Raw genomic sequence first — 24,749 nt, 5'->3', positions numbered from 1 at the left:
GATGACACAACGTGTTGCAATCATCGGTGCGGGCCCGTCCGGCATGGCCCAGCTTCGCGCCTTCCAGTCGGCCCAGGCGAAGGGCGCGGACATCCCCCAGCTCGTCTGCTTCGAGAAGCAGCGCGACTGGGGCGGCATGTGGAACTACACGTGGCGCACCGGCACCGACGAACATGGCGAGCCGGTCCACGGCAGCATGTACCGCTATCTGTGGTCGAACGGCCCGAAGGAATGCCTGGAGTTCGCCGACTACACGTTCGAGGAACACTTCGGCAAGCCGATCGCGTCGTATCCGCCGCGCGAAGTGCTGTGGGACTACATCAAGGGACGCGTCGAGAAGGCCGGCGTGCGCAAGGACATCCGCTTCAGCACCGTCGTGCGCCAGGTTGCGTTCGACGACGCGAGCGGCCGCTTCACGGTGACCGCGCACGATCTCGACAAGGACGTCGTGTACGCGGAAGACTTCGACTACGTCGTGAATGCGTGCGGCCATTTCTCGACCCCGAACATGCCGAGCTTTCCCGGCTTCGACAGCTTCGGCGGACGCATCCTGCATGCGCACGACTTTCGCGACGCGCTCGAATTCAAGGACAAGGACATCCTGCTCGTCGGCAGCAGCTATTCGGCCGAGGACATCGGGTCGCAATGCTACAAGTATGGTGCGCGCAGCATCACGAGCTGCTATCGCACGGCGCCGATGGGTTATCACTGGCCGGCGAACTGGGAGGAAAAGCCGTTGCTCGAGCGCGTGCGCGGCAACGTCGCGTTTTTCGCCGACGGCAGCAGCAAGAAGATCGACGCGATCATCCTCTGCACCGGATACCAGCATCATTTCCCGTTCCTGCCCGACAGCCTGCGCCTGAAGACGAACAACCGGCTTTGGCCGCTCGACCTGTACAAAGGCATCTTCTGGGAACGCAATCCGAAACTGATCTATCTCGGCATGCAGGACCTCTGGTACTCGTTCAACATGTTCGACGCGCAAGCCTGGTACGCACGCGACGTCATCCTCGGCCGCATCGCGCTGCCCGGTTTCGACGCGATGCACGCCGACAGTCTCGCGTGGCGCGCGCGCGAGGAAACGCTGGTCACCAACCAGCAGATGTTCGAGTATCAGGGCAGCTATATCCAGGACCTGATCGATGCGACCGACTATCCGAGCTTCGACATCGCCGGCGTCAATCGCACGTTCCTCGCGTGGAAACACGACAAGCACGAGAACATCATGGGCTATCGCGACAAATCGTATCGCTCGCTGATGACCGGCACCCAGTCGCCGCCGCATCACACGCCGTGGCTCGACGCGCTCGACGATTCGATGGACGCGTACCTCGGCGAGCGTGCGCCCGAGCCGCGCGTTCGCGCCGGCTGACTGTCGCGGCACTGCGCTGTCGCGTCACCCGACCGGGCCCCGGGTGCCGCGACGCCCGACGTGCCGTTCGCGGCCGCGCGCATCGCGGGCCGCGCCCGTCCACTCATTCAAGGAACGTCCATGCTCATTCGACCACCGACCGTGTCGCGGCCGCACGAACCTGCGTTGTCCGCGCATGCGGCCGGCCGCGAACGCCATCGTGTCGCCGGTGCGGGGCTCGCCGCCGTCAAGCTCGATGCCGGCGATGCGCTGCAGGTGATCGACGTCGAAGGCCGGCAGCGCGCGGAGCTGCTCGCATTGCGCGTGCGCGACGGCGGCAGTGCGCTGGCCGCGCTCGCCCTGACGCCCGACGACAGCGCACGCTTCATCGCCGAATGCCTGAACGGCGCTTCCGCAGCACAAGCGGATCTCGCCATCCTGCTCGAACGGCACGGGCTGACGGGCAAGCCGTTGCCCGACGGCGCCGTCCTCTGGTCCGGCGACACCCGCGCCGGCACCATGCGCACGTTCGTCGCGACGGAGCCGATCGTCGCGATCGTCGCGGCGCCCGGCGGCCCCGTGCCCGTGGACCGGGCCGGCCAGCCGGCGACGGAGCTTCAGCTGTCCGTCGTGCGCGCGGGCGCGTCCGCTGCCACGCAGACGAGCGTGCCGCTCGCCGATCCGCTCGCGGATTTCGTCATCCGTCCGGGAACGGCCGTCGCGTACACGGTCGCGGCCGGCGAGTACCTGCAGATCGTCGACGTCGACGGCAGGCAATGCTCCGATTTCGTCGCATTCGATCTCGACGCGCTCGGTGCACACCGGGAAGTCGGTCTCGATCCGACCGTCACCCGCACGCTGAACGGTCATGCGTATCCCATGCCCGGTCTGTACTCGCGGTTCTTCGATCAGCTCATGCAGCCGATGCTCGAAGTCGTGCACGATACCGTCGGCCGGCACGACACGTTCGCGCTCGCGTGCACCGCGCGCTATTACGACACGCAGGGTTACCCGGGCCATGCGAACTGCAGCGACAACATCAGTGCGGCGCTCGCCGAATACGGCATCGCCGCGCGTCCCGGCTGGCCGGCGATCAATTTCTTCTTCAACACCTCGATCGACGCGCACGGCCAGATGACGATCGACGAGCCGTGGTCGCGCCCGGGCGACTACGTGCTGCTGCGCGCGCTGAAGCCGCTGCTGTGCGTCAGCACGTCGTGCCCCGACGACATCGACCCCGCGAACGCGTGGCAACCGACCGACATCCGGATCCGAACCTATTCGAGCGAGGCGCGCTTCACCATGTCCACCGCCATCAGACCCACCCCCGACGCCCCGCCCGTGCTGACGCGCCAGTCGGGCTTCCACGCCCGCACGTCGGCGCTCACGCGCCACTTTGCCGACTACCGCGGCTGGCACCTGCCGGCGCGGTTCGACGGCTACGGCGCGATCGACGAATACTACGGCTGCCGCGAGCGCGCGGCGATCGTCGATCTGTCCGCGTTGCGCAAGTTCGACGTCACCGGCCCCGACGCCGAGGCCCTGTTGCAATACTGCCTGACGCGCGACGTGCGCAGGCTCGCGGTCGGACAGGTCGTCTACTCGGCGATGTGCCATCCGCACGGCGGAATGCTCGACGACGGCACGCTGATGCGGCTCGGCCCCGATACGTTCCGCTGGATCTGCGGCGACGATTTCGCGGGTATCTGGCTGCGGGAGCAGGCGAACAGGCTCGGCATGAAGGCGTGGGTCAAGTCGTCGTCCGACCAGATCCACAATGTCGCGCTGCAAGGGCCGCGCAGCCGCGAGATCCTGCGCGCGCTGATCCGCACGCCCGCGACCCAGCCGTCGCTCGACAGCCTCGGCTGGTTCCGCTTCCTGATCGGCCGCCTCGGCGGCGACGACGGCTGCCCCGTCATCGTCAGCAGGACCGGCTACACCGGCGAGCTCGGCTATGAGGTCTGGTGCCATCCGCGCGACGCGCAAGCCGTATGGGACGCGATCTGGGCGGCGGGCCAGCCGCACGGACTCGTGCCGCTCGGTCTCGACGCGCTCGACCTGTTGCGGATCGAAGCCGGGCTCGTGTTTGCCGGCTACGAATTCTCCGACGAAACCGATCCGTTCGAGGCCGGCATCGGCTTCAGCGTTCCGCTCGCGACGAAGACCGATGACTTCGTCGGGCGCGACGCGCTGCTTCGCCGCAGCGCGCATCCGCACCGCCGGCTCGTCGGGCTCGAACTCGCCGGCAACGAACCGGCCCGTCACGGCGATTGCGTGCACAACGGGCGGGCACAGGTCGGCGTCGTCACGAGCGGCATGCGCTCGCCGATCCTCGGCAGGAGCATCGCGCTCGCGCGAATCGACGTTCACCACACGGAGCCGGGCAACGTGCTCCACGTCGGCAAGCTCGACGGCCAGCAGAAGCGCATCGACGCGCGGGTGACCGCCCCGATCTTTTACGATCCGGAGAAGGCGCGCGTGCGCGGCTAGCGGATGCGATTGCCCCTTGCACACACCTGCAGGCAACCGAAGCGTTCGGGATCAGGTCATCCCGTGGGATGCGATGATTTCCTCGGTGCGGTCCCAGAGGCGCCGGGCGAGATCGGCGTCCCGGGCAAAGGCCGAGGATTCGGCAGGGCGGCAATCCGCAAAATAACGGCCGGTGACGCCGTTCAGCGCAGGATGCGCGGCCAGCAGGCACGTTGTCGCGGCGCCCTGCGGCACCGTTTTGCCGAACAGCATCGCAGCCGAGACGATCCAGTTGAACGGCCCGCGCATATGCCGATGCAGCCCCGTGGCGCCAATCAGTCCCGGATGGAGTGCGTTTGCAGTGATTCCGACATGACCCACTCTGCGTGAAAGCTCGTTCGCGAACAGGATGTTGGCGAGCTTCGCCTGGCCATAGAACGGAAAACCGCGATAGCCGTTGCTACCGTCGAGATTGTCGAAATCAATGCCTTTCCCGCCTGGAGCAAAGCGATGGGAATGACTGCCCACAATGACGATCCGGCCCGGGCGCGAGCGGTTGATTGAAGGCAGCAACCGCGTCACCAGCAGATGATGGGCAACATGGTTGACGAAGAACTGCTTTTCCACGCCGTTCACCGTCTCCAGCTTTGGCAGCGCCATTATCGCGGCATTGGTGACGACGGCATCGAGGGTCACGCCGCACGCGCGAATGCGGTCGGCGGCGCGGGCAACGGAAGCGAGATCGCTCAGTTCGGCTCCAACGGCCATGCCATCTGCGGCGTCGGCGATCGCCAGGGCGGCGCGCGCCTTGTCTTCATCCCTCGCGACGGCAATGATGCGGGCGCCGCGCATTGCCAAAACCCGCGTCGTTTCAAGACCGATACCAGAATTACAGCCCGTGATCAGGATCGTCCGGCCGGAGAGATCCAGGCCCTCGGTGACCTGCTCCGCGGTGCTGCGTCGCGAAAAGCGCAATGCGGTTATCGGGTCCATCACCCTTCTCTCCCATCGTCAGGTTCATTACGACACCTGGCCGCGCCGACGCTGAAGCCACCGGGACCACCGGCAATGGCGACTCGCTTGCCGACGAAATTCCCCATGGCGCGGTTTTCATAAATTCCCGTTACTTCATTATGTGATTTGCATTGCATTTAATCATTATCGAAATGCGCCAAATAACTCGCATTAGACGCCATCGGGAGTGCCCACGAAAACTTGCACCACTAGTGATTTATTTTTGAAAAACAAGAAAATCGCGCGACCGAAACATTATAATTTGTTAAATCCCATTTGCACCTATCTGACATCGCTATCGCCCACGGTGTTATGGATAAAGTTTTCCATGAAGACATCTGAAATCATTCGCGACGTCGCAGCCGAGATAGAAGCAATTTTTCGCGAAAACGATCTCGCTGCGCCAAACCCTTCGGCCCTGGAACAACTTGAGCTTCTGCATAGTCGCATTCGCGCTCGCTGCGGCTACTGCGCCGACAGGGTAGGTCACATCAGGATCCTCGTCCAGGACTTCTACAGCGTTCGCAGACATCAATTTCATCCCCAGGGTGCCGACGGCGTACTGTGTGATATCCGTACGAATCTCGAGGCGATTCGTTCATGGTCGAAGGTATGGGAGGAGCACGGCAAGTAACTTCCGCACTGGAGCGCTGGCAATCGAAGTGTTCGTCGGGCAGAGAGATGAACGACGAATTGCTGCCGGATTCAGTCATCCGTCGATGCGCTCCCTTAATCAATCTCGCCGCCCCGCTTTACAACCGATGCAGTTCGGCCGCCCCGGATAGGGGCGGCGAACCGGCACACAATGCGCGTTTGCGGCTACGCCGATCGTCACGAATGGTAAGCCGTCTCCCCGTGCGAACTGACGTCCAGACCCTCACGTTCGCGCTCACCGTCGACGCGCAGACCGATCGTCATGTCGACCAGCTTGAATGCGGCAACCGACACGACCGCCGACCACACGAGCGAGGTCCCGACGCCCCAGCACTGCGCAATCAGTTGCTCGCCGATGTGGTAGTCGGCGACCTTGTTTGCCACGTAGTCGTAGATCCCGGTTCCGCCCAGCGACGGCGACGCGAATACCCCGGTGAGCAGCGCACCCGCGATGCCGCCGATGCAGTGGACCCCGAATACGTCGAGCGAATCGTCGACGCCGAGCAGGCGCTTGAGCCCGTTGACGCCCCAATAGCAGACGATGCCCGCGATCAACCCCATCGCGATCGCGCCCATCGGCCCGACGAACCCACATGCCGGGGTGATCACGACCAGCCCCGCGATCGCGCCGGACACCGCGCCGAGCATGGACGGTTTCTTCTTCAGCGACCATTCGACGAAGGTCCACGACACCGTCGCCGCACAGGTTGCCAAAAGCGTCGTGACGAAGGCGAGCGTCGCCGCGCCGCTTGCCTCGAGCGCGGAGCCCACATTGAATCCGAACCAGCCGACCCACAGCAGCGACCCGCCGATCATCGTCATCGTCAGATTGTGCGGCGCCATCGTCTCCCTGCCGAACCCCGCCCGCTTGCCGATCATGATCGCGCCGACCAGCGCCGCGATGCCTGCATTGATATGCACCACGGTGCCGCCTGCGAAATCGATCGCGCCCTTCTGGAACAAGAAGCCGGCCGTCGCGCCGGCCTTGTCGGCCGCCGCGGCGCTCGTGTAAGCGTCCGGGCCCGCCCAGTACCAGACCATGTGCGCAATCGGCAGGTACGAGAAGGTGAACCACAGCACCATGAACGCCAGCACCGCGGAAAATTTCGCGCGTTCGGCGATGCCCCCCACGATCAGCGCGGGCGTGATCGCGGCGAACGTCAGCTGGAACGACACGTAGATGAACTCCGGAATGACGACACCCTTGCTGAAGGTCGCGGCGGTCGAATCCGGCGTGATGCCGACCAGGAACGCCTTCGAGAGCCCGCCGAAGAACGCGTTGCCTTCGGTGAACGCAATGCTGTAACCGTATACCGCCCACAGAACGCCGAGCAGGCAGAACACCACGAGCGTCTGCATCAGGATCGACAGCATGTTCTTCGCCCGCACCATTCCGCCGTAGAAAAGGCCGAGCCCGGGTGCCGCCATCATCACGACGAGCAGCGTCGCGACGATCATCCACGCGGTGTCGCCCTTGTTCGGCACCGGCACCGCCGCCACCTTGTCGTCCGCGAACCCGGGTAGCGCCAGCAATGCGAGCCACGCGCACAGAATCCAGCCAATCGTCTTTTTCATGTCGTTTCCTCGAAGCAAGGCATGCACCGCCCCGCGATGCACGCGATAACCGATGACGAACCAGCAAAATCGGGAATGACCGCGACACCGCACGGAGGCACCGAGCGGGTCGCGGCGTCTGAAGCGACCGACGACATGACGCCGCCCGCTACTGCGCGGCGCCATGTCGCGCGCACCGTCACACCGCGGTCATGACCGCTCGCCCGGAATCCACGACGTGCCGGCCAGCGGCACGCGCGCCATCGCGGCCGCCTCGACCGTCAGCGCGACGAGATCTTCCGGCTCCAGGTGATGAACGTTCTGCTTGCCGCAGGCGCGCGCGATGGTGGTCAGCTCCATGTTCAGCGTCTTCAGGTAATTGCGCACACGACGCGCACCCTCTTCCGGCTCGAGACGCTTTTCGAGGACCGCGTCCTGCGTCGTCACGCCCACCGGGCACTTGCCGGTATGACAGTGGTGGCAGAAACCCGGCGACGTATGCAGCGCCGCGTAATCTGCCGCAGCCGAATGCAGCATGCCGTCCTGGAAGTACGATTCGCTGTTGCAGCCGAGCGCCATCAGCACCCCCTGGCCGATCGCGACGGCATCCGCGCCGAGCGCGAGCGCCTTGGCGACGTCCGCACCGGTGCGAATGCCGCCCGACACGATCAGTTGAACCTGCCCCTTCATGTTCAGGTCCTCGAGCGCGGCGACGGCCTGACGGACCGCCGCCAGCGTCGGAATGCCCACGTTCTCGATGAAGCAGGTCTGGGTTGCCGCCGTGCCGCCCTGCATCCCGTCGACCACGACGACGTCCGCGCCCGCATGCACTGCGAGCTTCACGTCATTGAACGTGCGCGTTGCCCCGACCTTCACGTAGATCGGCTTTTCCCAGTCGGTGATCTCGCGCAGTTCCTGGATCTTGATCGCGAGATCGTCCGGGCCGGTCCAGTCCGGATGGCGGCTTGCCGAACGCTGGTCGACGCCCGCCGGGAGCGTGCGCATCGACGCCACGCGCGGATTGACCTTCTGGCCGAGCAGCATGCCGCCGCCGCCCGGCTTCGCACCCTGCCCGATCACGACCTCGATCGCATCGGCGCGGCGCACGTCGTCGGGATTGAAGCCGTAGCGCGACGGCAGGCACTGGTAGACGAGCGTCTTCGACGAACGGCGCTCCTCCTGCGTCATCCCGCCGTCGCCGGTCGTCGTCGACGTGCCGGCCGCCGTCGCCGCGCGGCCGAGCGCTTCCTTGACGTTCGCCGACAGCGCGCCGAAGCTCATCCCGGCCACGGTGATCGGGATGTCGAGCACGACAGGCTTCTTCGCGAAGCGCGTGCCGAGCACGGTCTGCGTCGTGCATTTCTCGCGATAGCCTTCGAGCGGGTAACGCGACAGCGAAGCACCGAGGAACAGCAGATCGTCGAAGTGCGGTACGTGACGCTTCGCCCCGAGGCCGCGAATCTCGTACAGGCCGCGTTGGGCGGCCGTGTGGATGTAGTCGATCGTCTTGCGGTCGTAGCCGTACGACTCTTCCTGCTGCAAGCGGGCGAAATGAATGGGTTTGACTTCCATGGCGTTGCCTCGATGGAGCGTGGATTCAATATTCCTGGTTCGCGTCGGCGTTCCAGTGGTAGAGCGTGCGGGCCGAAGCGATGCGCTTGAATGCACGCGGATCGTGGTCGAGCCCGGCCGCATCGAGGAGCGCCGCGACGGCACTGAAGTCCGCGTCGGCCATCGGCTCGAACTGCGCGTCCGCGCCGAGCGACTTCACTTCACCCTTCACGTAGAGCACCGCTTCGTAGAGCGAATCGCCCAGTGCGTCGCCCGCGTCGCCGCAGATCACCATCCGGCCCGCCTGGGCCATGAATGCGGAGAAGCTGCCGACCGACCCGCCGACGACGATGTCGCCGCCCTTCAGCGAGATGCCGCAACGCAACCCGGCGTCGCCCTCGATCACGAGCAGCCCGCCGTGCGCGGAGGCACCCGCGCCGTTCGACGCGAAACCCTTCACGTGCACCTTGCCGCTCATCATGTTTTCCGCGACGCCGGTCCCGGCGCTGCCCTCGATGACGATCGTCGCGCGCTTGTTCATGCCGCCGGCGTAATAGCCGGCGTGGCCATTGATCGTCACGGTCACGTCGGCGTCCACGCCGACCGCGATGTTGTGCGCACCGTTCGGCGAGGCCACGACGATCGCCTGCCCGTCGAGCACGTCCGCGCTGCCGTGCAGGTACTGGTTGACGTCCCTGACGGTTGCGTGCTCAAGGTCGAATGTCATGCGTTCCATACGTACATCTCCTCGGGTGCGGGTTCGAATACCTTGGCGTTCCTGATGTCCGGCAGATGCGCGAGCGAGCGAAATTCCGACGCGATCGCGACATAGTCGTCGTTCTCGGCAACGACGGCCGGCTTGCATGCGAACGGGTCGCGAATCAGCGCCAGCTCGGTGGGCGTCCCCATCAGGAACGTGTAGAAGCCATCGAGCTCCTCGAAGCCCTTCTGCAGTGCGACCGGCAGCGTGTCGCCCTCGCGCAGTCGCCATTCGAGGAAGCGGCACGCCGCCTCCGTGTCGTTGTCGGTATCGAAGTGAATGCCCTTCGGCTCCAGCTTCCGGCGCACGCCGTAAGGGTTCGACAGCGAGCCGTTGTGGACCAGGCAGAAGTCCTCGCCGGCCGTAAACGGATGTGCGCGATCCGGCGTCACCGCGGACTCGGTCGCCATCCGCGTATGGCCGACCAGGTGAGAGCCCTTGAGGCCGCTGAACGCGTAACGCGCGGCGATCTCCGCGGGCAAGCCGATGTCCTTGTACAGGTCGATCGAGCGCCCGGCCGACAGCAGGTACACGCGCGGGTAATGCTCGTTCAGCCAGTGCCTGACCGTGTCGGCCTGCGCGTGGACGGTCAGCACCGCGTGGTTTCCCTTCGCATCGACACGCGCCGCGGCGTCGACGGACGCCTTCAGCCGATCGAGCATCACGTCCCACGGAAAATGCTCGCCTTCATCCGTAAAGCCCGAGTACAGGCTCAGCTTGCGCTGGTTCGGCTCGACCGCGTCGCCGAACACCGCGAGACCGGCCGAATCCGGGCCGCGTTCGGTCATGCCGATCAGCATCGGCACCATCAGCTCGCCGAGACGGTCGCGCAACGCCGGCGTCTTGACCAGCAATCCTACGATTCCACACATGTTGCCTGCTCCTCAGAAAAATTCGACGTACTGCTTGATTTCCCAGTCCGATACGTGGCGCATGTATTCCAGCCACTCCATTCGCTTGAGCTTGATGAACTCGTCGACCACCGGCCCGAGCGCATCGCAGATCGTCCGGTCGGCCTCGAGCGCGTCGAGCGCCTCGCCAAGGTTTTGCGGCAGCACGCCGATGCCGTGGTCGCGAAGTTTCTGCGCAGGCCACTCGTACAGGTTCTCGTTCGCCGGCGCACCCGGCGACAGGTCGCGGTCGATGCCGTCGAGCCCGGCGGCGATCACGGCCGCCGTCGCGAGATACGGGTTGCATGCGCCGTCCGGCAGACGCAGTTCGATCCGGCCGCCTGGCATCCGCACCATGGTCGAGCGATTGTTGTCGCCGTAGCTGATGTAGGCCGGCGCCCAGGTCGCGCCGGTCAGCGAGCGCCCGACGACGAGGCGCTTGTACGAGTTCACCGTCGGGTTGCAGAGCGCCGCCAGCGCGGACGCATGCGCGAGCAGGCCCGCCGTGAACCGGTAGCCGAGTGCCGACAGGCCCATGCCGAGCGTATCGTCGGCGTCGGCGAACAGGTTGCGCTTGCCGTCGCCGATCGACATGTGCATGTGCATGCCGTTGCCCGGGCGGTTCGCGAACGGTTTCGGCATGAACGAACAGATCATTCCGAGCTCGTTCGCGATTTCCGACGCGGCCATCTTGAAGAACACGTAGTGATCGCACGACGTCAGGCAGTCGGTATACGTGTAGTTGATCTCGAACTGCCCGTTCGCGTCCTCGTGGTCGATCTGGTAGACGTCGATGCCGACCGCGCGCAGCGATTCGGTGAGCTTTTCCAGGAACACGCGCGTGCGGGACAGCCCCTTGTAGTCGTAGCAGGGCTTCGCCAGCGTATCGCTCGAATCGCAAGGCTCGAGCGTGCCCGACGCGGAGCGCTTCAGCAGCGAAAATTCGGGCTCGAGGCCCGTAAAAAGCGTCCATCCGCGCTCGGTCAGGCGGGCAACCTGCTTCTTCAGCGTCACGCGTGAATCGAACGCCCACGGTACGCCGTCGACGTGACCGTCGCACGCGATGCGCGCGAGCCCGGACTGCCACGGCACCGGCGTCAGCGTCGCGAGATCGCCGACCGCCATGTAGTCCGGCCCGTTCGGCTCGATGCCGACACCCCAGATCGCAAAGCCCGCGAAACCCGCGCCCGCGGTCAGCACGCTGCCCAGATGCGCGACCGGCACCGATTTCGCCTTGGCCACGCCGTGAATGTCGACGAATTGCGCGAGCACATACTTCACACCGTGTTGCGCAAGGTATGTCTGCGCTTCGTCCACCGAATCGAAGCGCGGTACGCTTCCGAGTGCGTTGACTGGCAACGGGCTCGCATCGTTCAGGTTCATCGTCTCTCCTTGCAACTGCTGCGTTCACTGGTTTGTGGAATCCGCCCGGCTGGCGAGCGGCCCAATTGCGCGACATGAGGCAAGCACCGCGTCCGGTACGCTGCGATCACGCCTTCTGCATGCGAAGGGATTTATTGTTGTGAAACAATAATTCCCTATATGAAACTTGCGGTGCGCACGCCGGCGGTCCCGACCGTACCGGCGCGCACGCCGCAATCTGCTACCCTTGCCCCTTTTGCCGAGGTCGACGATGCATACCGCTGACGACAGCAAGACCCCGCTCGAACGCTATCTCGGGTCGACCATCCGCGAGCTTCGCCAGAGCCACGGCCTGACCATCGCCCAGGTCGCCGAACAGGCCGGCATCAGCCGCGGCATGCTGTCGAAGATCGAAAACGCACAGACCTCGACCGGTCTCGACGTACTCCACCGCATTGCCCAGGCGCTCGGCGTCTCCATGGCCGTGCTGTTCCGGAACTTCGACGTCCCGCAGGGCGGCGCCCAGCTCGTGAAGAAGGGCGCCGGCATGGAAGTCGTCCGGAAAGGCACGAAAAGCGGCCACACCTACCATCTGCTCGCCTACGACCAGGGTCCGCGTAAAACCTTCGAGCCGTTCCTGATCACGATGGAGGACCAGGCGGAACGCTTTCCCGTCTTCGAGCATCCCGGCACCGAGTTCATCCACATGCTCAAGGGCGTGATCGAATACCGGCACGGTCAGCAGACCTACATCCTGCATCCGGGCGACACCCTGACGTTCCGCGCCGACGTACCGCACGGCCCGGAACGCCTGATCAAGACCCCGATCCAGTTCCTGTCGATCTTCGTCTACGGCCCCCCTGCCGACGAATGACCCTCCCGTCGCGAGAGATAATGCAAGCCTCGTGCCAGGTTTATCTACAGGAATCAAAGATTCCCGTGAATAAACACTTCGGGCGAGATGGCACCCGTGCGTCAGCGGGTGAGAACCCGCTCCCTGCGTGCTGCGGGTGCAGCGCCACGCCAACTTCGGTGCAACGTCGCACTGATACGGGAACCCTGATTACGAAGATGTATCAGCGTTCCTTATGCTGCGAGCCGCGGCAGTGCCGCCAGCGCATCCAGCGCCGCGCAGATCATCCGGCGCACGGTCGGCTGCACGTGGGCCGCGCGTTCGGTGTCGTAGGCGAACGGGAAAGCTTCGTCCATGTAGGTCGACTGGCACATCTCCAGCTGGATCGCGTGCACGCCGTGTGACGGCCGGCCGGACGAGCGGGTGATGAAGCCGCCCTTGAAGCGACCGTTGGCGACCCACGTGAACGGGCTTGCGGCAGCCTCGCGCTCGACCGCGGCCTGCACGGACGGCGCAACGGTCCTGCCGTCCTGCGTGCCGATGTTCAGGTCGGGCAGCTTGCCGTCGAACAGCCGCGGCAGCAGGCTCGCGATCGAGTGCGCTTCCCAAAGCAGCACGTGCCCGTGACGCTCGCGCAGCCGCGCCAGCTCGGCCGCCAGCGCCATGTGGTACGGCTGCCAGTATGCGTCGACGCGGCGACCTTTCTCCGCCGCATCCGGTTCGCATCCTTCGCGATAGACGGGCTCGCCCCGAAACGTTTCGGTCGGACACAAGCCCGTCGTCGTCTGGCCGGGGTACAGGCTCTCGTCGTCCGACGGACGATTGAGGTCGATCACGTAACGCGAAACCGTCGCACCGAGCATCGTCGCGCCGAGCGTGGTCGCGAACGCGTACAGTCGGTCGAGGTGCCAGTCGGTATCGGCGAGTGTCAGCGCGCGGTCGGTGTACGCGTCGCGCAACGGCGCGGGTATCGCCGTTCCCAGGTGCGGAATCGAAATCAGCAGCGGCGCATCGCCGCGTTGCAGCGTGTATAGGTCACTCATCGAGCACTCCGTACGAATCAAAGCAATGCATCTTCGGGTAACTGCGGCACGGCGCGCGCGAGCGCCGGCCGGATCGAATGGTCGAGCACGCCGCGCGTCAGCTCGATGATCTCCGTGACGAAGTCCTCCCACTCGCCCTGTCGGTGCAGGAGAAAGAAATCGCGCCGGCCGAGCCGGCCGCCCGGCAGCGGCACGACCACGACGTCGCCGAGGTAATGGCGCGCCTGCCACAGGCACAGCGGCGTCGAGATCGCGAAGCCGAGCCGGGCGGCAACCAGGCTCAGCAGCGGATCCGTCGCGTCGAATTCGAAGCGCCTCGGGCTATCAATGCCGAGATGGCGCGCGAACCGCTCGACCTGCTGGCCGATCACGGAACGTGCGGTGTAACGGATCAACGGCAGTTCGGCGGCCAGCGTTCGCCAGTCGGCCTGCGGGCGCCCGGCCAGATGCGCGCGCGCGACGACCGCGACGAATGCTTCGGAGAACAACGGGACTTCGACGATACGCGCGTCGCTGAGCGTGGTCTGCGTACATACGGCGACGTCGATCTCCCGGTCATGCAATTGCTTGCTCAAACCCGGCGTGATCCCGGACCACATCGAAATCTGTCGCGACGTGCCCGACACCGCGCGAATCAGTTCCGGGCCGACCGTCGCCGCGAACGAGTCGACGCAGCCGAGCCGCACGGGCACTCGCCCCGCGTCCGACGCATCGCCGACGCGCGTGCTGACCATCTGCGCATGCTCGAGCAGCGGGCCGGCCAGTTCCAGCAATGCCCGGCCGGCGATATTGGGGCGCGGCGGGCGGCTGTCCCGATCGAACAGCACCGTCCCCTGTTCGCGCTCGAGGGCGGAAATCGCCTGGCTGATCGCGCTCTGGCTGACCCCGATCCGCCTGGCCGCGGCGGTCATCGAACCGGTCTCGCACACGGCGACGAAGGCCTGCAGGGCACGCAGGTCGATAGGCGATAGGGTGCGTCGCATAGAGGCTCCAGTGGCGGCGGCGTCCATTCCGGCAATACGGAACGCATGGTGCGCCGATTCGGCCTGCCCGGACGCAGGATGAGGACTTCCGGGCACGTTGCATAAGTTTGCCTAATACAAAATTCGGCGGCACCGCGGCTCCCTAGAATCGGCACGTCGTCCATCCAGAGGGAAGCCATGAGCCACTTCGACTTCATCGTGATCGGTGCCGGCGTGATCGGCACGTCGGTCGCGCATCATCTTGCGTCGCTCGGCGCGCGCAACGTGCTCGTCATCGAACGCGGCATGATCGGCGCCGGCACCACGTCGCAATCGTCCGGCCTGCTGCGCACGCATTATTCGGTCCGCCAGAACGTCGAGCTGGCGCGCTCGTCGTGGTCGGCCTTCAACAACTTCGCCGAATACGTCGGCGACGACGAGGCGTCGTGCGGGCTCGTCAAGTGCGGCTACATGATCTGCGCGCCGGACGGGGCGAAGCTCGAGCCGCTGCGCGCGTCGCTCGACGCGCAACGCGCGATGGACATCGACGTGCAGTTGCTCGATCGGGACGACGCACGTGCCCGCCTGCCGATCGCACGGTTCGACGACGCGGCGCTGATCGGCTTCGAGCCGGAAGCGGGCTTCGCCGACGCCTATCTCGTCGCGACTAGCTTCGCGAAATCGGCACGCCGGCGCGGCGTGAAGATTCTCGAAGGCACGACCGTCACGGGGGTCGTGCGTGACGGCCGCCGCATCGTCGGCGTCGACACGAGTGCCGGCCGCTTCATGTGCGGCACGCTGATCAGTACGCAGAACATCTGGACGCCGGAACTGTCCGGCTGGATCGACGTCCCGCTACCCGTGAAACCGGAACGGCACACCGTGCTGGCGCTCGAGTGCGACGCACGATATTCGTTCCAGATGCCGGCGTTCAAGGACCTAGGCTCACCCGGCATGCTCTATTACCGCAGCTATGGCGGCAGCCAGATGCTGGTCTCCGAGGGCGTCGTCGGCGAGACGCTGAATGCGCCGGAAACCGAACAGGGCGACATTTCGCTGGATTACGTCGCCGAAGTCGGTGCGCAGGTCGCCGAACGCTTTCCCGCCTACGAGACAGCCGGGCTCGCGTCGTCGTGGACCGGCGTCTACGACGTGACCCCCGACTGGAACCCGGTGCTTGGCAACGTCGGCGACATCGACGGACTCGTGGTTGGCTTCGGTTTCTCGGGCCACGGCTTCAAGCTGTCGCCCGGCATCGGCAAACTGCTCGCACAGCATGCGCTCGGACAGCCGACCGACGTGTCGCTCGCCCCTTACTCGCTCGAACGCTTCGCGACCGGCGCGTTGCTCACCGGCAAGTATGGCCTCGGCGCCGTGTCCTGATCTTCATCCTTTCGACGAGACATTCCCATGCCCCTGAAGATACTGGTGCCCGTCAAGCGCGTCGTCGATCCGAACGTGCGCGTGCGGGTCGGTTCAACCGGTTCGATCGAGACGACCGGCCTCAAGATGTCCATCAACCCGTTCGACGAATGCGCGCTCGAGATGGCGCTGCGCCTGCGCGAGGCCGGCCATGCCGCCCAGGTGAGCGTCGTCACGTGCGGCGCGGCCGCTTGCCAGGACGTGCTGCGCACCGGCCTGGCCATGGGCGCCGACGACGCGATCCTGATCGACACCGGCGACGTCGCCGCGTCGCTCGACTCGCTGGGCGTCGCACGGTTGCTCCACGCGTACCTCGGCACGTCGCCTTACGACCTCGTGCTTTGCGGCAAGCAGGCGATCGACGACGACACCGGCGGCGTCGCGCCCATGCTCGCCGGCCTGCTCGGCTGGCCGCAAGGTCTCGACGCGACCGCTCTCGCGCCCGAAGGCGACGGCTGGCGCGTCACATGCGGCGACGACAGCGGCACCGCAACCTGGCGGCTGACCGGCCGCGCCGTCGTGAGCGCCGACCTGCGCCTGGCCGAACCGCGACGCGTGACGCTGCCGAGCATCGTCAAGGCGAAACAGAAGCCGCTTGCCGTCATTCATGCCGCCCGGTTCCCGGTCGATCTCGTGCCGTCGTCGCGCGCGGTACAGCTCGACGAGCCGATGGCGCAGCGCACAGGCCACCGCGTTGCCGACATCGATGCGTTGATCGCCGCGCTCGCCGCACACCACGTCTTTGCTCACACAGGAACCTCCGCATGAGAACGCTCGTCATCGCCGAAACCACGGCCGACCATACGCTGCCGGATACGGTCCGGCGCGTCGTGACTGCCGCAACGGCACGCCGGCATCCTGTCGACGTGCTGGTGCTCGATCCCGCGGCGGCCGCGCAAGCCGCGCTGATCGACGGCGTCGACCGTGTACTCCGGCCCGATCTGCCCGGCACGGCCGGCGCCGTCACGCCGGAAAGCCTCGCCGTGCTGCTTGCCGGACTGGCGCCACGCTACACGCTGATCGCGGCCGCCCATCGCACGCTGGGCCGGAACGCGTTGCCGCGGGCCGCGGCCCTCGCCGGCGCGGCGTTCGTCGCGGACGTGACCGGCATCACGGACGACGGACGCTTCGTGCGCGGCCTGTATGCGGGAAGCATCGTCGCGACCGTCGAAAGCGCGCGAGAGACCAGCTTTGCGACCGTGCGCGCGTCGTCGTTCGCGGCGGCAGGCGCGCGAGCGGAACCGGCACCGATCGATTCCGTGGATGCGCCGCCCGCATTCGCCGCGACGACGCTCGTCGAACGCAACAGCACTCAGACAGCCGGCGTCGATCTCGCGAATGCGCCGATCGTCGTGTCAGGCGGACGCGGGCTCGCGTCCGGCGAGAACATGGTGCGGCTCGGCACACTCGCATCGCGTTTCGGCGCAGCCCTCGGCGCATCGCGCGCCGCGGTCGACGCCGGCTATGCACCGAACGCCATTCAGGTGGGCCAGACAGGCAAGACCGTCGCCCCCGACGCCTATCTCGCATTCGGGATCTCCGGGGCCATTCAGCACCTGGCCGGCATGAAGGATTCGAAGCTGATCGTCGCCGTCAACAAGGATCCGGATGCGCCCATCTTCTCGTTCGCGGACGTGGGCTTCGTGGGGGACCTGTTCGACGTGATGGCTGCCCTCGAACGTCACATCGACGCCGGGGGTGGCGCATGACGCACCCGGATTCCGGGCAGGGCGGCGTCCCGCGCGTACCTGCACCACGTTCATCCAGCGGGAGTGCATCGTCGGCATCGCACTACCCGTCCGTCAGGTTTGTCGATTGCGCGGAAGTCGAGCCTGAAGCCTGGGCGAACGGCGCCGGCGTCACGCGAACGATCGCCAACCGCATCGACGCCGACGGCAACGTAGACTGGCGTATCAGTCTCGCGACGCTCGACGGACCGGCCCGCTTCTCGCAGTTTCCGGGCGTCGACCGGATACTCGTGCCGGTCGACAACGCGAGCGTCGAACTGCGCGCGCAGGACGGGCATCTCGTCGCGCACCCGATCGTGCCAGCATGCTTTCCCGGCGATTTGCCGGTGTGGACGACCGATATCGTGCGACCCACGCACGTACTCAACGTGATGACGCGCCGCACCGCCTGCCGGGCCACCGTGAGCGTGGCGACGCATTCACGCCGCGTGACGCCGGCGCCGACGCATCTGCTGATTTGCGCGGCCGGCCAATGGCGCTTCAGCAGCGCGTCGCTCAGTACCCAGACTCTGCTGCCGATGCATGGCCTGTGGCTCGACGGCCGCAGCGAAGAAATCGATCTGCAGTCCGACGCACTTGACTCCCGCCTGATCTCGATCGCGATCGAGTCGGTCGAACGCTAATCCCTGCCCGCTTATCTGCTCATGTCACACGCTTCGTTTGTCGAACCATACGGCCCACGCGAATCGATGGAATACGACGTCGTGATCGTCGGCGGCGGCCCGGCCGGGCTGTCGGCCGCGATCCGGCTCAAGCAGCTGGCCGCCGAGAAAGGCACCGAGATCGGCGTGTGCGTGCTCGAGAAGGGTTCCGAGATCGGCGCGCACATCCTGTCGGGCGCGGTGATGGACCCGCGCGCGATCACCGAGCTGTTCCCCGACTGGAAGGAACAGGGTGCGCCGTTGAACGTCGAGGTGACCGAAGACCGCTTCCTGTTCCTGTCCGAGAACAGCGCGGTCACCACGCCCAACTGGGCGCTGCCCGACAACTTCAAGAACCACGGCAACTACGTGATCTCGCTGGGCAACGTCACGCGCTGGCTCGGCCAGCAGGCGGAAGCCTTGGGCGTCGAAATCTTCCCGGGCTTCCCGGCCGCGGAGATTCTCTACAACGACGACGGTTCCGTGAAAGGCGTCGCCACCGGCAACATGGGCGTAGGCAAGGACGGCGAGCCGACCGAAAACTTCCAGCTCGGCATGGAACTGCACGCGAAGTACACGCTGTTCGCCGAAGGCTGCCGCGGTCACCTCGGCCGTCAGCTGATCTCGAAGTTCAAGCTCGACGCGAACGCCGATCCGCAGGCCTACGGGATCGGCATCAAGGAACTGTGGGAAATCGATCCGGCGAAGCACAAGCCGGGTCTGGTGATCCACACGGCCGGCTGGCCGCTGAAGTCGGATACGTACGGCGGCTCGTTCCTGTATCACATGGACAACAACCAGGTCGTGGTCGGCTTCGTGGTCGGCCTCGGCTACACGAACCCGTACCTGTCGCCGTTCGAGGAATTCCAGCGCTACAAGACGCACCCGTCGATCCGCGCGTTCCTCGAAGGCGGCAAGCGCGTGTCGTACGGCGCGCGGGCGATCACGGCCGGCGGCCTGCTGTCGCTGCCGAAGACGGTGTTCCCGGGCGGCGCGCTGATCGGCGACGACGCGGGCTTCCTGAACGCGTCGCGGATCAAGGGCAGCCACGCGGCGATCAAGACCGGCATGCTCGCGGCCGACGCCGCGTTCGACGCGCTGCAGGCCGGCCGTCAGAGCGATGAGCTCAACGCGTATCCGGATGCGTTCAAGCAATCGTGGCTGTACACGGAGCTGTACCGCGCGCGCAACTTCAAGCAGTGGATGGCGAAGGGTCTCTACCTCGGCACGCTGATGGTCGGGCTTGAGCAGAAGGTGATGGGCGGCAACGTGCCGTGGACGCTGCACCACAAGCATGCGGACCACGAGATGCTGAAGCCGGCGTCGCAATGCACGCCGATCGAGTATCCGAAGCCGGACGGCAAGCTGACGTTCGACCGATTGTCGTCGGTGTTCATCTCGAACACGAACCACGAGGAGAACCAGCCGGCGCACCTGACCTTGAAGGACGCGAGCGTGCCGGTGAACGTGAACCTGCGCACCTACGCGGGACCGGAGGCGCGCTTCTGCCCGGCGGCGGTGTACGAGTTCGTGAAGAACGACGACGGCAGCGACCGCCTCGTGATCAACGCGCAGAACTGCGTGCACTGCAAGACCTGCGACATCAAGGACCCGACGCAGAACATCGTGTGGGTCACGCCGGAAGGCGGCGGCGGGCCGAATTACCCGAACATGTAACTGCCGAAGAACGCCGCCTCGCGCGGCGTTTTTTTCGTCGGTTCGACGTTCGACATTCGACGCCGCCCGGCTCTCCATCGGGCGCGCGACTCATGTACCGCGCCCGCATCGGCTGCGCTAACGCGCCGCGATCCGCCGACGGAAATGCTCGGTACCGGACACGATCTTGTCGAGCACCGCGTCGAGCGCCCAGAACCGCTCGCGCACGTCGTAGTCGATCGCGCGGCAACGAATCGATCCGAACGTGCCGATCCGTTGGTGATAGATCTTCGCAAGCGCCGGGTAACCCAGCGCTTCCGACACCGCCGAGAGCACCAGGAACGTCGACAACTCGTCGGCCAGCGCCGGATCCGAGCCGCCCTGCGTGCGCAACCATCGGTACAGGTCGGGATGGAAGTTGGTGAACACGCCGTTGAAACCGGCCGACCCCGCCTTCATCGCATCCCATGCGATCGCGGCGTTCGCATTGAGGATCTTCAGCGGCGACCCCGCGGCGAGTGCGACGCGTCGCTTCACCGTCTCCAGATCGCAGCTCACGTCCTTCAACATCACGAAGCGGCCGGTGTCGATGCACGCACGCAGTTCGTCATCGGACAGCAGTCGCCGATAAGGCGCCGGACATTCGTACAAACCGAGCGGCAGATCCGACGGCAACCGGGCGAGCAGCTTGTGAAGATGGTCGAGAAGCGCGGCGCTGCCCTTGCGCTGCGGATCGAGGCGGTTGGTCACGAGCACGACGCCCTGCGCACCCGATTCTGCCGCGGCACGCAGCTCGGCGACCTGCGCATCCAGATCGTCGCTGATGTGCCCGGACGCGACGACGGGCACGCGCCCGGCCACCCGCTCGACCACGAAACGCGCGAGTTCCGCACGCTCGGCAAGACTCAGGAATTGCATCTCGCTCGATTGCGCGACCGCGAACAGCGCATCCGCGCCGTGCGCCAGATACCACTCGACGAGTCGCTCGAGGCCCGCGTAGTCGATCGCGCCGGCGTCGTCGAACGGCGTCAGCATCACCGGTACGATCCCCTCGATGGTTGCGCTCGATTGCCGATGTGGTTGCATCTGTTTCTCCTTCCTTCAGTGAATACGGGGGTGTAGCCGACGGACTCAGGCCGGCAGCGGTCCGGGCGCGGCGCTCGCGGACTGCTCGGGAATCGGTTTGCGCACCAGCAGCAGGTAAGCCATCGCGCCGGCGAATGCGATTGCCGCCGCCGTCAGCAGCGCGGGCACGAACGACCACCTCTGCGCGATGACCCCCGTCAGGATCGGCGCGAGCGCACCGCCGATGAAACCGCCGAAATTCTGGATCGCGCCGAGCGATGCGACACGGCTCGGCGGGGCGGCCGCCGTCGCGAGCGCCCACGAGCATGCCGACGCCGCATTGGCGAGAAAGATCACGACCGAGATGCATGCGAGCGCGACCGTATTGCTCTGCACGAGCGCGGCCGGAATCGTGAACGCGACCATCCCGAGCATCGCGACGACCACCGCGTTGCGCCGGCTCACGACCGGCGAGCGGCTGCGGCGCGTCACCAGATCCGAGAGCCAGCCGGCAACGAGCGAACCGACGAACCCGCACAGGAACGGCACGGATGCCGCAAACCCGGTGCGCACGAGGCTCATGTGACGCTCCATCGTCAGGTACCCCGGCAGCCAGGTCAGGTAGACCCAGTTCAGATACACGGAACCGAAGAATCCGAGCAGCATGCCCCAGGTCGTGCCGTGCGAAAACAGGCTGCGCCAGTCGGCGAAGGTCAGTTTCGGCATCGCGACGGCCGTCTGCGCATCGGTATCGAGATATGCGCGTTCCGCCGCGGTCAATTGCGCGCGCGCCGGATCGCGGTACAACGCAAACCAGACGACGGCGACGACGAGGCCGAGCGCGCCCGTCACGACGAATGCCCAGCGCCAGTTGAACGATGCGACGAGCACCGCGAGCAGCAATGGCGCGAGTGCGGTGCCGAGCGGCGACGCCGCGTTGAAGATGCCGGTCGGCGTACCGCGCGCACGCAACGGAAACCAGTTGCTCACCACCCGCGCCGCCGACGGGAACTGCGGCGCCTCGCCGATGCCCAGCACGATGCGCGCGACGATGAACCAGCCGAAGGTGGACACGATGCCGCCCGATGCCTGCGCGAGCGACCAGACGATCAGCCCGATGCCGAGCAGCCGGCGCGGCCCGATGCGATCGACGAGTCCGCCGACCGGGAACTGGCACAGCGCGTAGCTCCACGAGAACGCCGACAGCAGCAAGCCCATCTGCGAGAGCGACAGCCCGAGATCGCCCCGGATTGCCGAACTCGCGACGGCCAGCGTGCCGCGGTCGAGATAGTTGACGATCCCGCTCGCCATCAGCAGCGCGAGCGCAATACGTTGTCCGCGCCGGATACGTGGCGGCGCCGTCGGAACAGCATGATTCTCGTTCATTGCGTTTGTCTCCATGTCCTGAATGGTTTCCGGGCCTCGGTCTGTTCCGTCTTCGCGGAATCTACGCGGCCCCACGCTCCACTTCCTCGCGTGTCGGAATCGACGTCTGCGCGCCGTGGCGCGTGACGCTGATCGCGGCCGCACGCTGTCCGAACGCGATCGCGTCGTCCATCGACGCGCCGCTCGCCCGGGCGGCCGCGAAGCCGCCGACGAAGGTATCGCCGGCCGCCGTCGTATCGACGGCGACCACCGTCATCGCCCGATGGCGGCCGCTCCCTGCACTTCCGCGCCAGCAGACGCCGCGCGCGCCCAGCGTGACCAGCACGTTGCCGACGCCCTTCGCGCGCAGCGCTTCGGCGGCCCGCACCGCGGAGGCGTCGTCGCCGACGGCAATGCCGGTCAGCGACTCCGCTTCCGTTTCGTTGATGACGAGATAGTCGATGCGGGCCAGCAATGCGTCGAACAGCGGCCGGGCCGGCGCCGGATTGAGCAGCACCGGCGTGCGATGCGCGATTGCACTGCCGATGGCGCGCGCGACGGTCTCGATCGGCACCTCGAGCTGGCACACCATCAGCGCCGCGCCGGCAATCGCGTCGCGCGCCCGGTCGATCAATTCGGCATCGAGGCGCGCGTTTGCACCGGGCACGACGACGATGCTGTTCGCGCCGTGCGCATCGACCGTGATCGTCGCGACCCCGGTTGCCTCGCCGTCGATCCGGTGCAGATGCGTCACGTCGATGTGCTCCGCCGCCAGCGCGTCGTGCAGACGTGCGCCGAACGCGTCGTTGCCGACGCAGCCGATCATCGCGACCGACGCACCGAGGCGCGCGGCGGCCACCGCCTGGTTCGCCCCCTTGCCGCCGTGAACGGTCTGGAACGTGGTGCCGAGCAGCGTTTCGCCCGGCACGGGCAGCCGCGGCGCATGCGTGACGAGGTCGACGTTGACGCTGCCGACGACAGCGATTCGGGGTGGTCTGGTGTGGGTCATCATCGAATGTAACCGCTTACATTTTCGACGGACAAAATGGCCTGATCGGCCTTCGTCGACGAAAACTTCACGATGCGGTTGAAATCTGTGTCTGACATAATACGGAGTAGCATCAAGATAGCGCTTACATTCTCACAGGCGAGACCGGGATTGCAAGCGGGACCACGATGAATCGAGGGTAAACGATGGCGTTTTTGACCACACGCGGAGCCTGCAGGGCAGCCGCGCCCGGGGATGACCGATGAGTACGCCTTCATCCGGTGGTGGCACGGCGCGCGCGCGCCGCGGCAGCGGCCGGTCGGTGCTCGGCGACGTCGCGAAACTCGCCGGCGTGTCGACCGCGACCGTTTCGCGCGTCTACAACGATCCCGGCAAGGTCTCGGCCGACGTGCAGCAGCGCGTGCGCGACGCGGCACGTGCGCTGAACTGGATTCCCAACGCAGCCGGCCGCGCACTCGCCTCCACGCGCACCCACATCACCGGGGCGATCATTCCGACGCTCGACGACCAGGTGTTCGCATCGCAGGTAGCGGGCATGCAGGCGGTCATGGCCGAGCACGGCATCACCCTGTTCCTGGGCTGCTCGAATTACGATCCGGCGCAAGCGCTCGCGCAGGTGCGCGCGATGCTGTCGCGCGGCGTCGAAGCGGTGTCGCTGGTCGGCGAAGCCTATCCGCCGGAAGTATTCGAACTGCTCGACCTGCATCGCGTGCCGTATGTCGTCACCTATGCTTACCGCGACGACAGCCCGCACTGCTGCATCGGCTTCGACAACCGCGCGGCATTCGCGCGACTGACCACGCACCTGCTCGAGCTCGGGCATCGCGATTTCGCGATCATCATGCAGCCTTCGGCCGACAACGACCGCGTGCAGGCCCGCCTGCGCGGCATTCACGAGACGCTCGCCGCGCGCGGGCTCGCGGTCAGGCCGATCCACCAGCACGAGGGCGCGGCCACGATCGCGTTCGGGCGGGCGAGCCTGCGCGCAATTGCCGACAGCGGCGCGACGCGCCCGACGGCCGTGATCTGCGGCAACGACGCACTCGCGCTCGGCGCCCTGCTCGAGGCGCAGGCACGGGGCATCGACGTGCCTTCGCAGCTGTCGATCACCGGGTTCGACGATGTCGCGCTGGCTCGCGAAATCCGGCCGGCGCTGACGACGATGTGGGTCGACACCGATGCGATCGGCCGCAAGGCCGCCCGCGCGTTGCTCGACGCACTCGAAAACGGCGCAGCCGGGCCCGGTTGCGCGGTACTGCCGGAGCTGCGGGTACGCGAATCGGCCGCGCCGCCGGACGCGCCGGCCCAATGAAAGCGGGGCGCCGCAGGCGCCCCGTTTCGCATCGAATCGGCTAAATCGGTCGAACCGGCGAGTGCCGG

General features: G+C 66.2%; 21 protein-coding genes. 10 read left to right on the top strand and 11 right to left on the bottom strand.

What is annotated here, in order from left to right; translation table 11 throughout:
* Position 1: 1 nt before the first annotated feature.
* A complete protein-coding gene (locus tag U4Z31_RS11540) occupies positions 2 to 1,372 on the top strand; it encodes an NAD(P)-binding domain-containing protein (protein WP_124488092.1) in 1,371 nt (456 codons plus the stop codon).
* A gap of 120 nt (positions 1,373 to 1,492) precedes the next feature.
* Positions 1,493 to 3,841, top strand: coding sequence for a DUF1989 domain-containing protein (locus tag U4Z31_RS11535; RefSeq protein WP_321810402.1), 2,349 nt, complete (start codon positions 1,493 to 1,495; stop codon positions 3,839 to 3,841).
* 51 nt (positions 3,842 to 3,892) lie between these two features.
* Here the strand turns inward: U4Z31_RS11535 and U4Z31_RS11530 are convergent, their stop codons facing one another.
* On the bottom strand, positions 3,893 to 4,813 hold the full coding sequence (locus U4Z31_RS11530; protein WP_321810401.1) for an SDR family oxidoreductase: 921 nt from the start codon (positions 4,811 to 4,813) through the stop codon (positions 3,893 to 3,895).
* A 349-nt stretch (positions 4,814 to 5,162) separates the two neighbouring features.
* Here U4Z31_RS11530 and U4Z31_RS11525 point away from each other — a divergent pair, with 349 nt between their 5' ends.
* The gene (locus U4Z31_RS11525; protein ID WP_321810400.1) at positions 5,163 to 5,468 is read left to right on the top strand and encodes a hypothetical protein; all 306 of its coding nucleotides are present in this window, start codon (positions 5,163 to 5,165) and stop codon (positions 5,466 to 5,468) included.
* Between the two features lie 197 nt (positions 5,469 to 5,665).
* Here the strand turns inward: U4Z31_RS11525 and U4Z31_RS11520 are convergent, their stop codons facing one another.
* The 5 genes from U4Z31_RS11520 to glnT form a co-directional block, all read right to left on the bottom strand.
* Positions 5,666 to 7,063, bottom strand: coding sequence for an ammonium transporter (locus tag U4Z31_RS11520; RefSeq protein ID WP_321810399.1), 1,398 nt, complete (start codon positions 7,061 to 7,063; stop codon positions 5,666 to 5,668).
* Positions 7,064 to 7,252: 189 nt separating this feature from the next.
* Complete coding sequence (locus U4Z31_RS11515) at positions 7,253 to 8,614, bottom strand: FMN-binding glutamate synthase family protein (RefSeq protein WP_034191060.1); 1,362 nt, start codon at positions 8,612 to 8,614, stop codon at positions 7,253 to 7,255.
* A 25-nt stretch (positions 8,615 to 8,639) separates the two neighbouring features.
* Positions 8,640 to 9,329, bottom strand: coding sequence for a protein glxC (locus U4Z31_RS11510; protein ID WP_321810398.1), 690 nt, complete (start codon positions 9,327 to 9,329; stop codon positions 8,640 to 8,642).
* Positions 9,317 to 10,225 carry an amidophosphoribosyltransferase gene (locus U4Z31_RS11505; protein ID WP_321802401.1) on the bottom strand — a complete coding sequence of 303 codons (909 nt, stop codon included), beginning with the start codon at positions 10,223 to 10,225 and terminating at the stop codon, positions 9,317 to 9,319. Before U4Z31_RS11505 ends, U4Z31_RS11510 begins: the two co-directional genes overlap by 13 nt.
* Positions 10,226 to 10,237: 12 nt before the next feature.
* Entirely contained in the window at positions 10,238 to 11,626 is a 1,389-nt protein-coding gene (glnT, locus tag U4Z31_RS11500; RefSeq protein WP_321810397.1) for a type III glutamate--ammonia ligase, read from the bottom strand.
* 250 nt (positions 11,627 to 11,876) lie between these two features.
* Between glnT and U4Z31_RS11495 the strand changes: the two genes are divergently transcribed.
* Positions 11,877 to 12,479, top strand: a complete 603-nt coding sequence (locus U4Z31_RS11495) for a helix-turn-helix domain-containing protein (protein ID WP_124488097.1) — start codon at positions 11,877 to 11,879, stop codon at positions 12,477 to 12,479.
* Positions 12,480 to 12,691: 212 nt separating this feature from the next.
* On the opposite strand, the gene hutG is transcribed toward U4Z31_RS11495, so the two are convergent.
* Positions 12,692 to 13,501: an N-formylglutamate deformylase gene (hutG, locus tag U4Z31_RS11490; protein WP_321810396.1), complete on the bottom strand. Its 810-nt coding sequence runs from the start codon at positions 13,499 to 13,501 to the stop codon at positions 12,692 to 12,694.
* 17 nt (positions 13,502 to 13,518) lie between these two features.
* Positions 13,519 to 14,484 (bottom strand): LysR family transcriptional regulator, encoded by a 966-nt coding sequence (locus U4Z31_RS11485; RefSeq protein ID WP_321802616.1) that lies wholly within the window; start codon positions 14,482 to 14,484, stop codon positions 13,519 to 13,521.
* Between the two features lie 177 nt (positions 14,485 to 14,661).
* Between U4Z31_RS11485 and U4Z31_RS11480 the strand changes: the two genes are divergently transcribed.
* Genes U4Z31_RS11480 through U4Z31_RS11460 form a run of 5 tightly spaced genes read left to right on the top strand, consistent with a single transcriptional unit; the run spans position 14,662 to position 19,951 of the window.
* Complete coding sequence (locus tag U4Z31_RS11480; protein WP_321810395.1) at positions 14,662 to 15,846, top strand: FAD-binding oxidoreductase; 1,185 nt, start codon at positions 14,662 to 14,664, stop codon at positions 15,844 to 15,846.
* Positions 15,847 to 15,873: 27 nt separating this feature from the next.
* On the top strand, positions 15,874 to 16,653 hold the full coding sequence (locus tag U4Z31_RS11475) for an electron transfer flavoprotein subunit beta/FixA family protein (protein ID WP_321810394.1): 780 nt from the start codon (positions 15,874 to 15,876) through the stop codon (positions 16,651 to 16,653).
* Positions 16,650 to 17,594 (top strand): electron transfer flavoprotein subunit alpha/FixB family protein, encoded by a 945-nt coding sequence (locus U4Z31_RS11470; RefSeq protein ID WP_321802390.1) that lies wholly within the window; start codon positions 16,650 to 16,652, stop codon positions 17,592 to 17,594. The genes U4Z31_RS11475 and U4Z31_RS11470 overlap by 4 nt, the downstream gene beginning before the upstream one ends.
* Entirely contained in the window at positions 17,591 to 18,256 is a 666-nt protein-coding gene (locus U4Z31_RS11465; RefSeq protein ID WP_321810393.1) for a HutD family protein, read from the top strand. The genes U4Z31_RS11470 and U4Z31_RS11465 overlap by 4 nt, the downstream gene beginning before the upstream one ends.
* Before the next feature lie 21 nt (positions 18,257 to 18,277).
* Positions 18,278 to 19,951 carry an electron transfer flavoprotein-ubiquinone oxidoreductase gene (locus U4Z31_RS11460; protein WP_321810392.1) on the top strand — a complete coding sequence of 558 codons (1,674 nt, stop codon included), beginning with the start codon at positions 18,278 to 18,280 and terminating at the stop codon, positions 19,949 to 19,951.
* 117 nt (positions 19,952 to 20,068) lie between these two features.
* Here the strand turns inward: U4Z31_RS11460 and U4Z31_RS11455 are convergent, their stop codons facing one another.
* The 3 genes from U4Z31_RS11455 to rbsK form a co-directional block, all read right to left on the bottom strand.
* The gene (locus U4Z31_RS11455) at positions 20,069 to 21,016 is read right to left on the bottom strand and encodes a dihydrodipicolinate synthase family protein (RefSeq protein ID WP_321810391.1); all 948 of its coding nucleotides are present in this window, start codon (positions 21,014 to 21,016) and stop codon (positions 20,069 to 20,071) included.
* Positions 21,017 to 21,061: 45 nt separating this feature from the next.
* Positions 21,062 to 22,381: an MFS transporter gene (locus U4Z31_RS11450; RefSeq protein WP_124488978.1), complete on the bottom strand. Its 1,320-nt coding sequence runs from the start codon at positions 22,379 to 22,381 to the stop codon at positions 21,062 to 21,064.
* A gap of 61 nt (positions 22,382 to 22,442) precedes the next feature.
* Positions 22,443 to 23,372 carry a ribokinase gene (gene rbsK / locus U4Z31_RS11445; RefSeq protein WP_321810390.1) on the bottom strand — a complete coding sequence of 310 codons (930 nt, stop codon included), beginning with the start codon at positions 23,370 to 23,372 and terminating at the stop codon, positions 22,443 to 22,445.
* A gap of 238 nt (positions 23,373 to 23,610) precedes the next feature.
* Between rbsK and U4Z31_RS11440 the strand changes: the two genes are divergently transcribed.
* Positions 23,611 to 24,681, top strand: coding sequence for a LacI family DNA-binding transcriptional regulator (locus tag U4Z31_RS11440; protein WP_321810389.1), 1,071 nt, complete (start codon positions 23,611 to 23,613; stop codon positions 24,679 to 24,681).
* Positions 24,682 to 24,749 lie beyond the last annotated feature (68 nt).

The organism is Burkholderia sp. BCC1985, from assembly GCF_905339915.1.
Classification (GTDB): domain Bacteria; phylum Pseudomonadota; class Gammaproteobacteria; order Burkholderiales; family Burkholderiaceae; genus Burkholderia.
The sequence above is the reverse complement of the archived record's forward strand: the minus strand, read 5'-3'. Positions and strand labels throughout refer to the sequence as shown.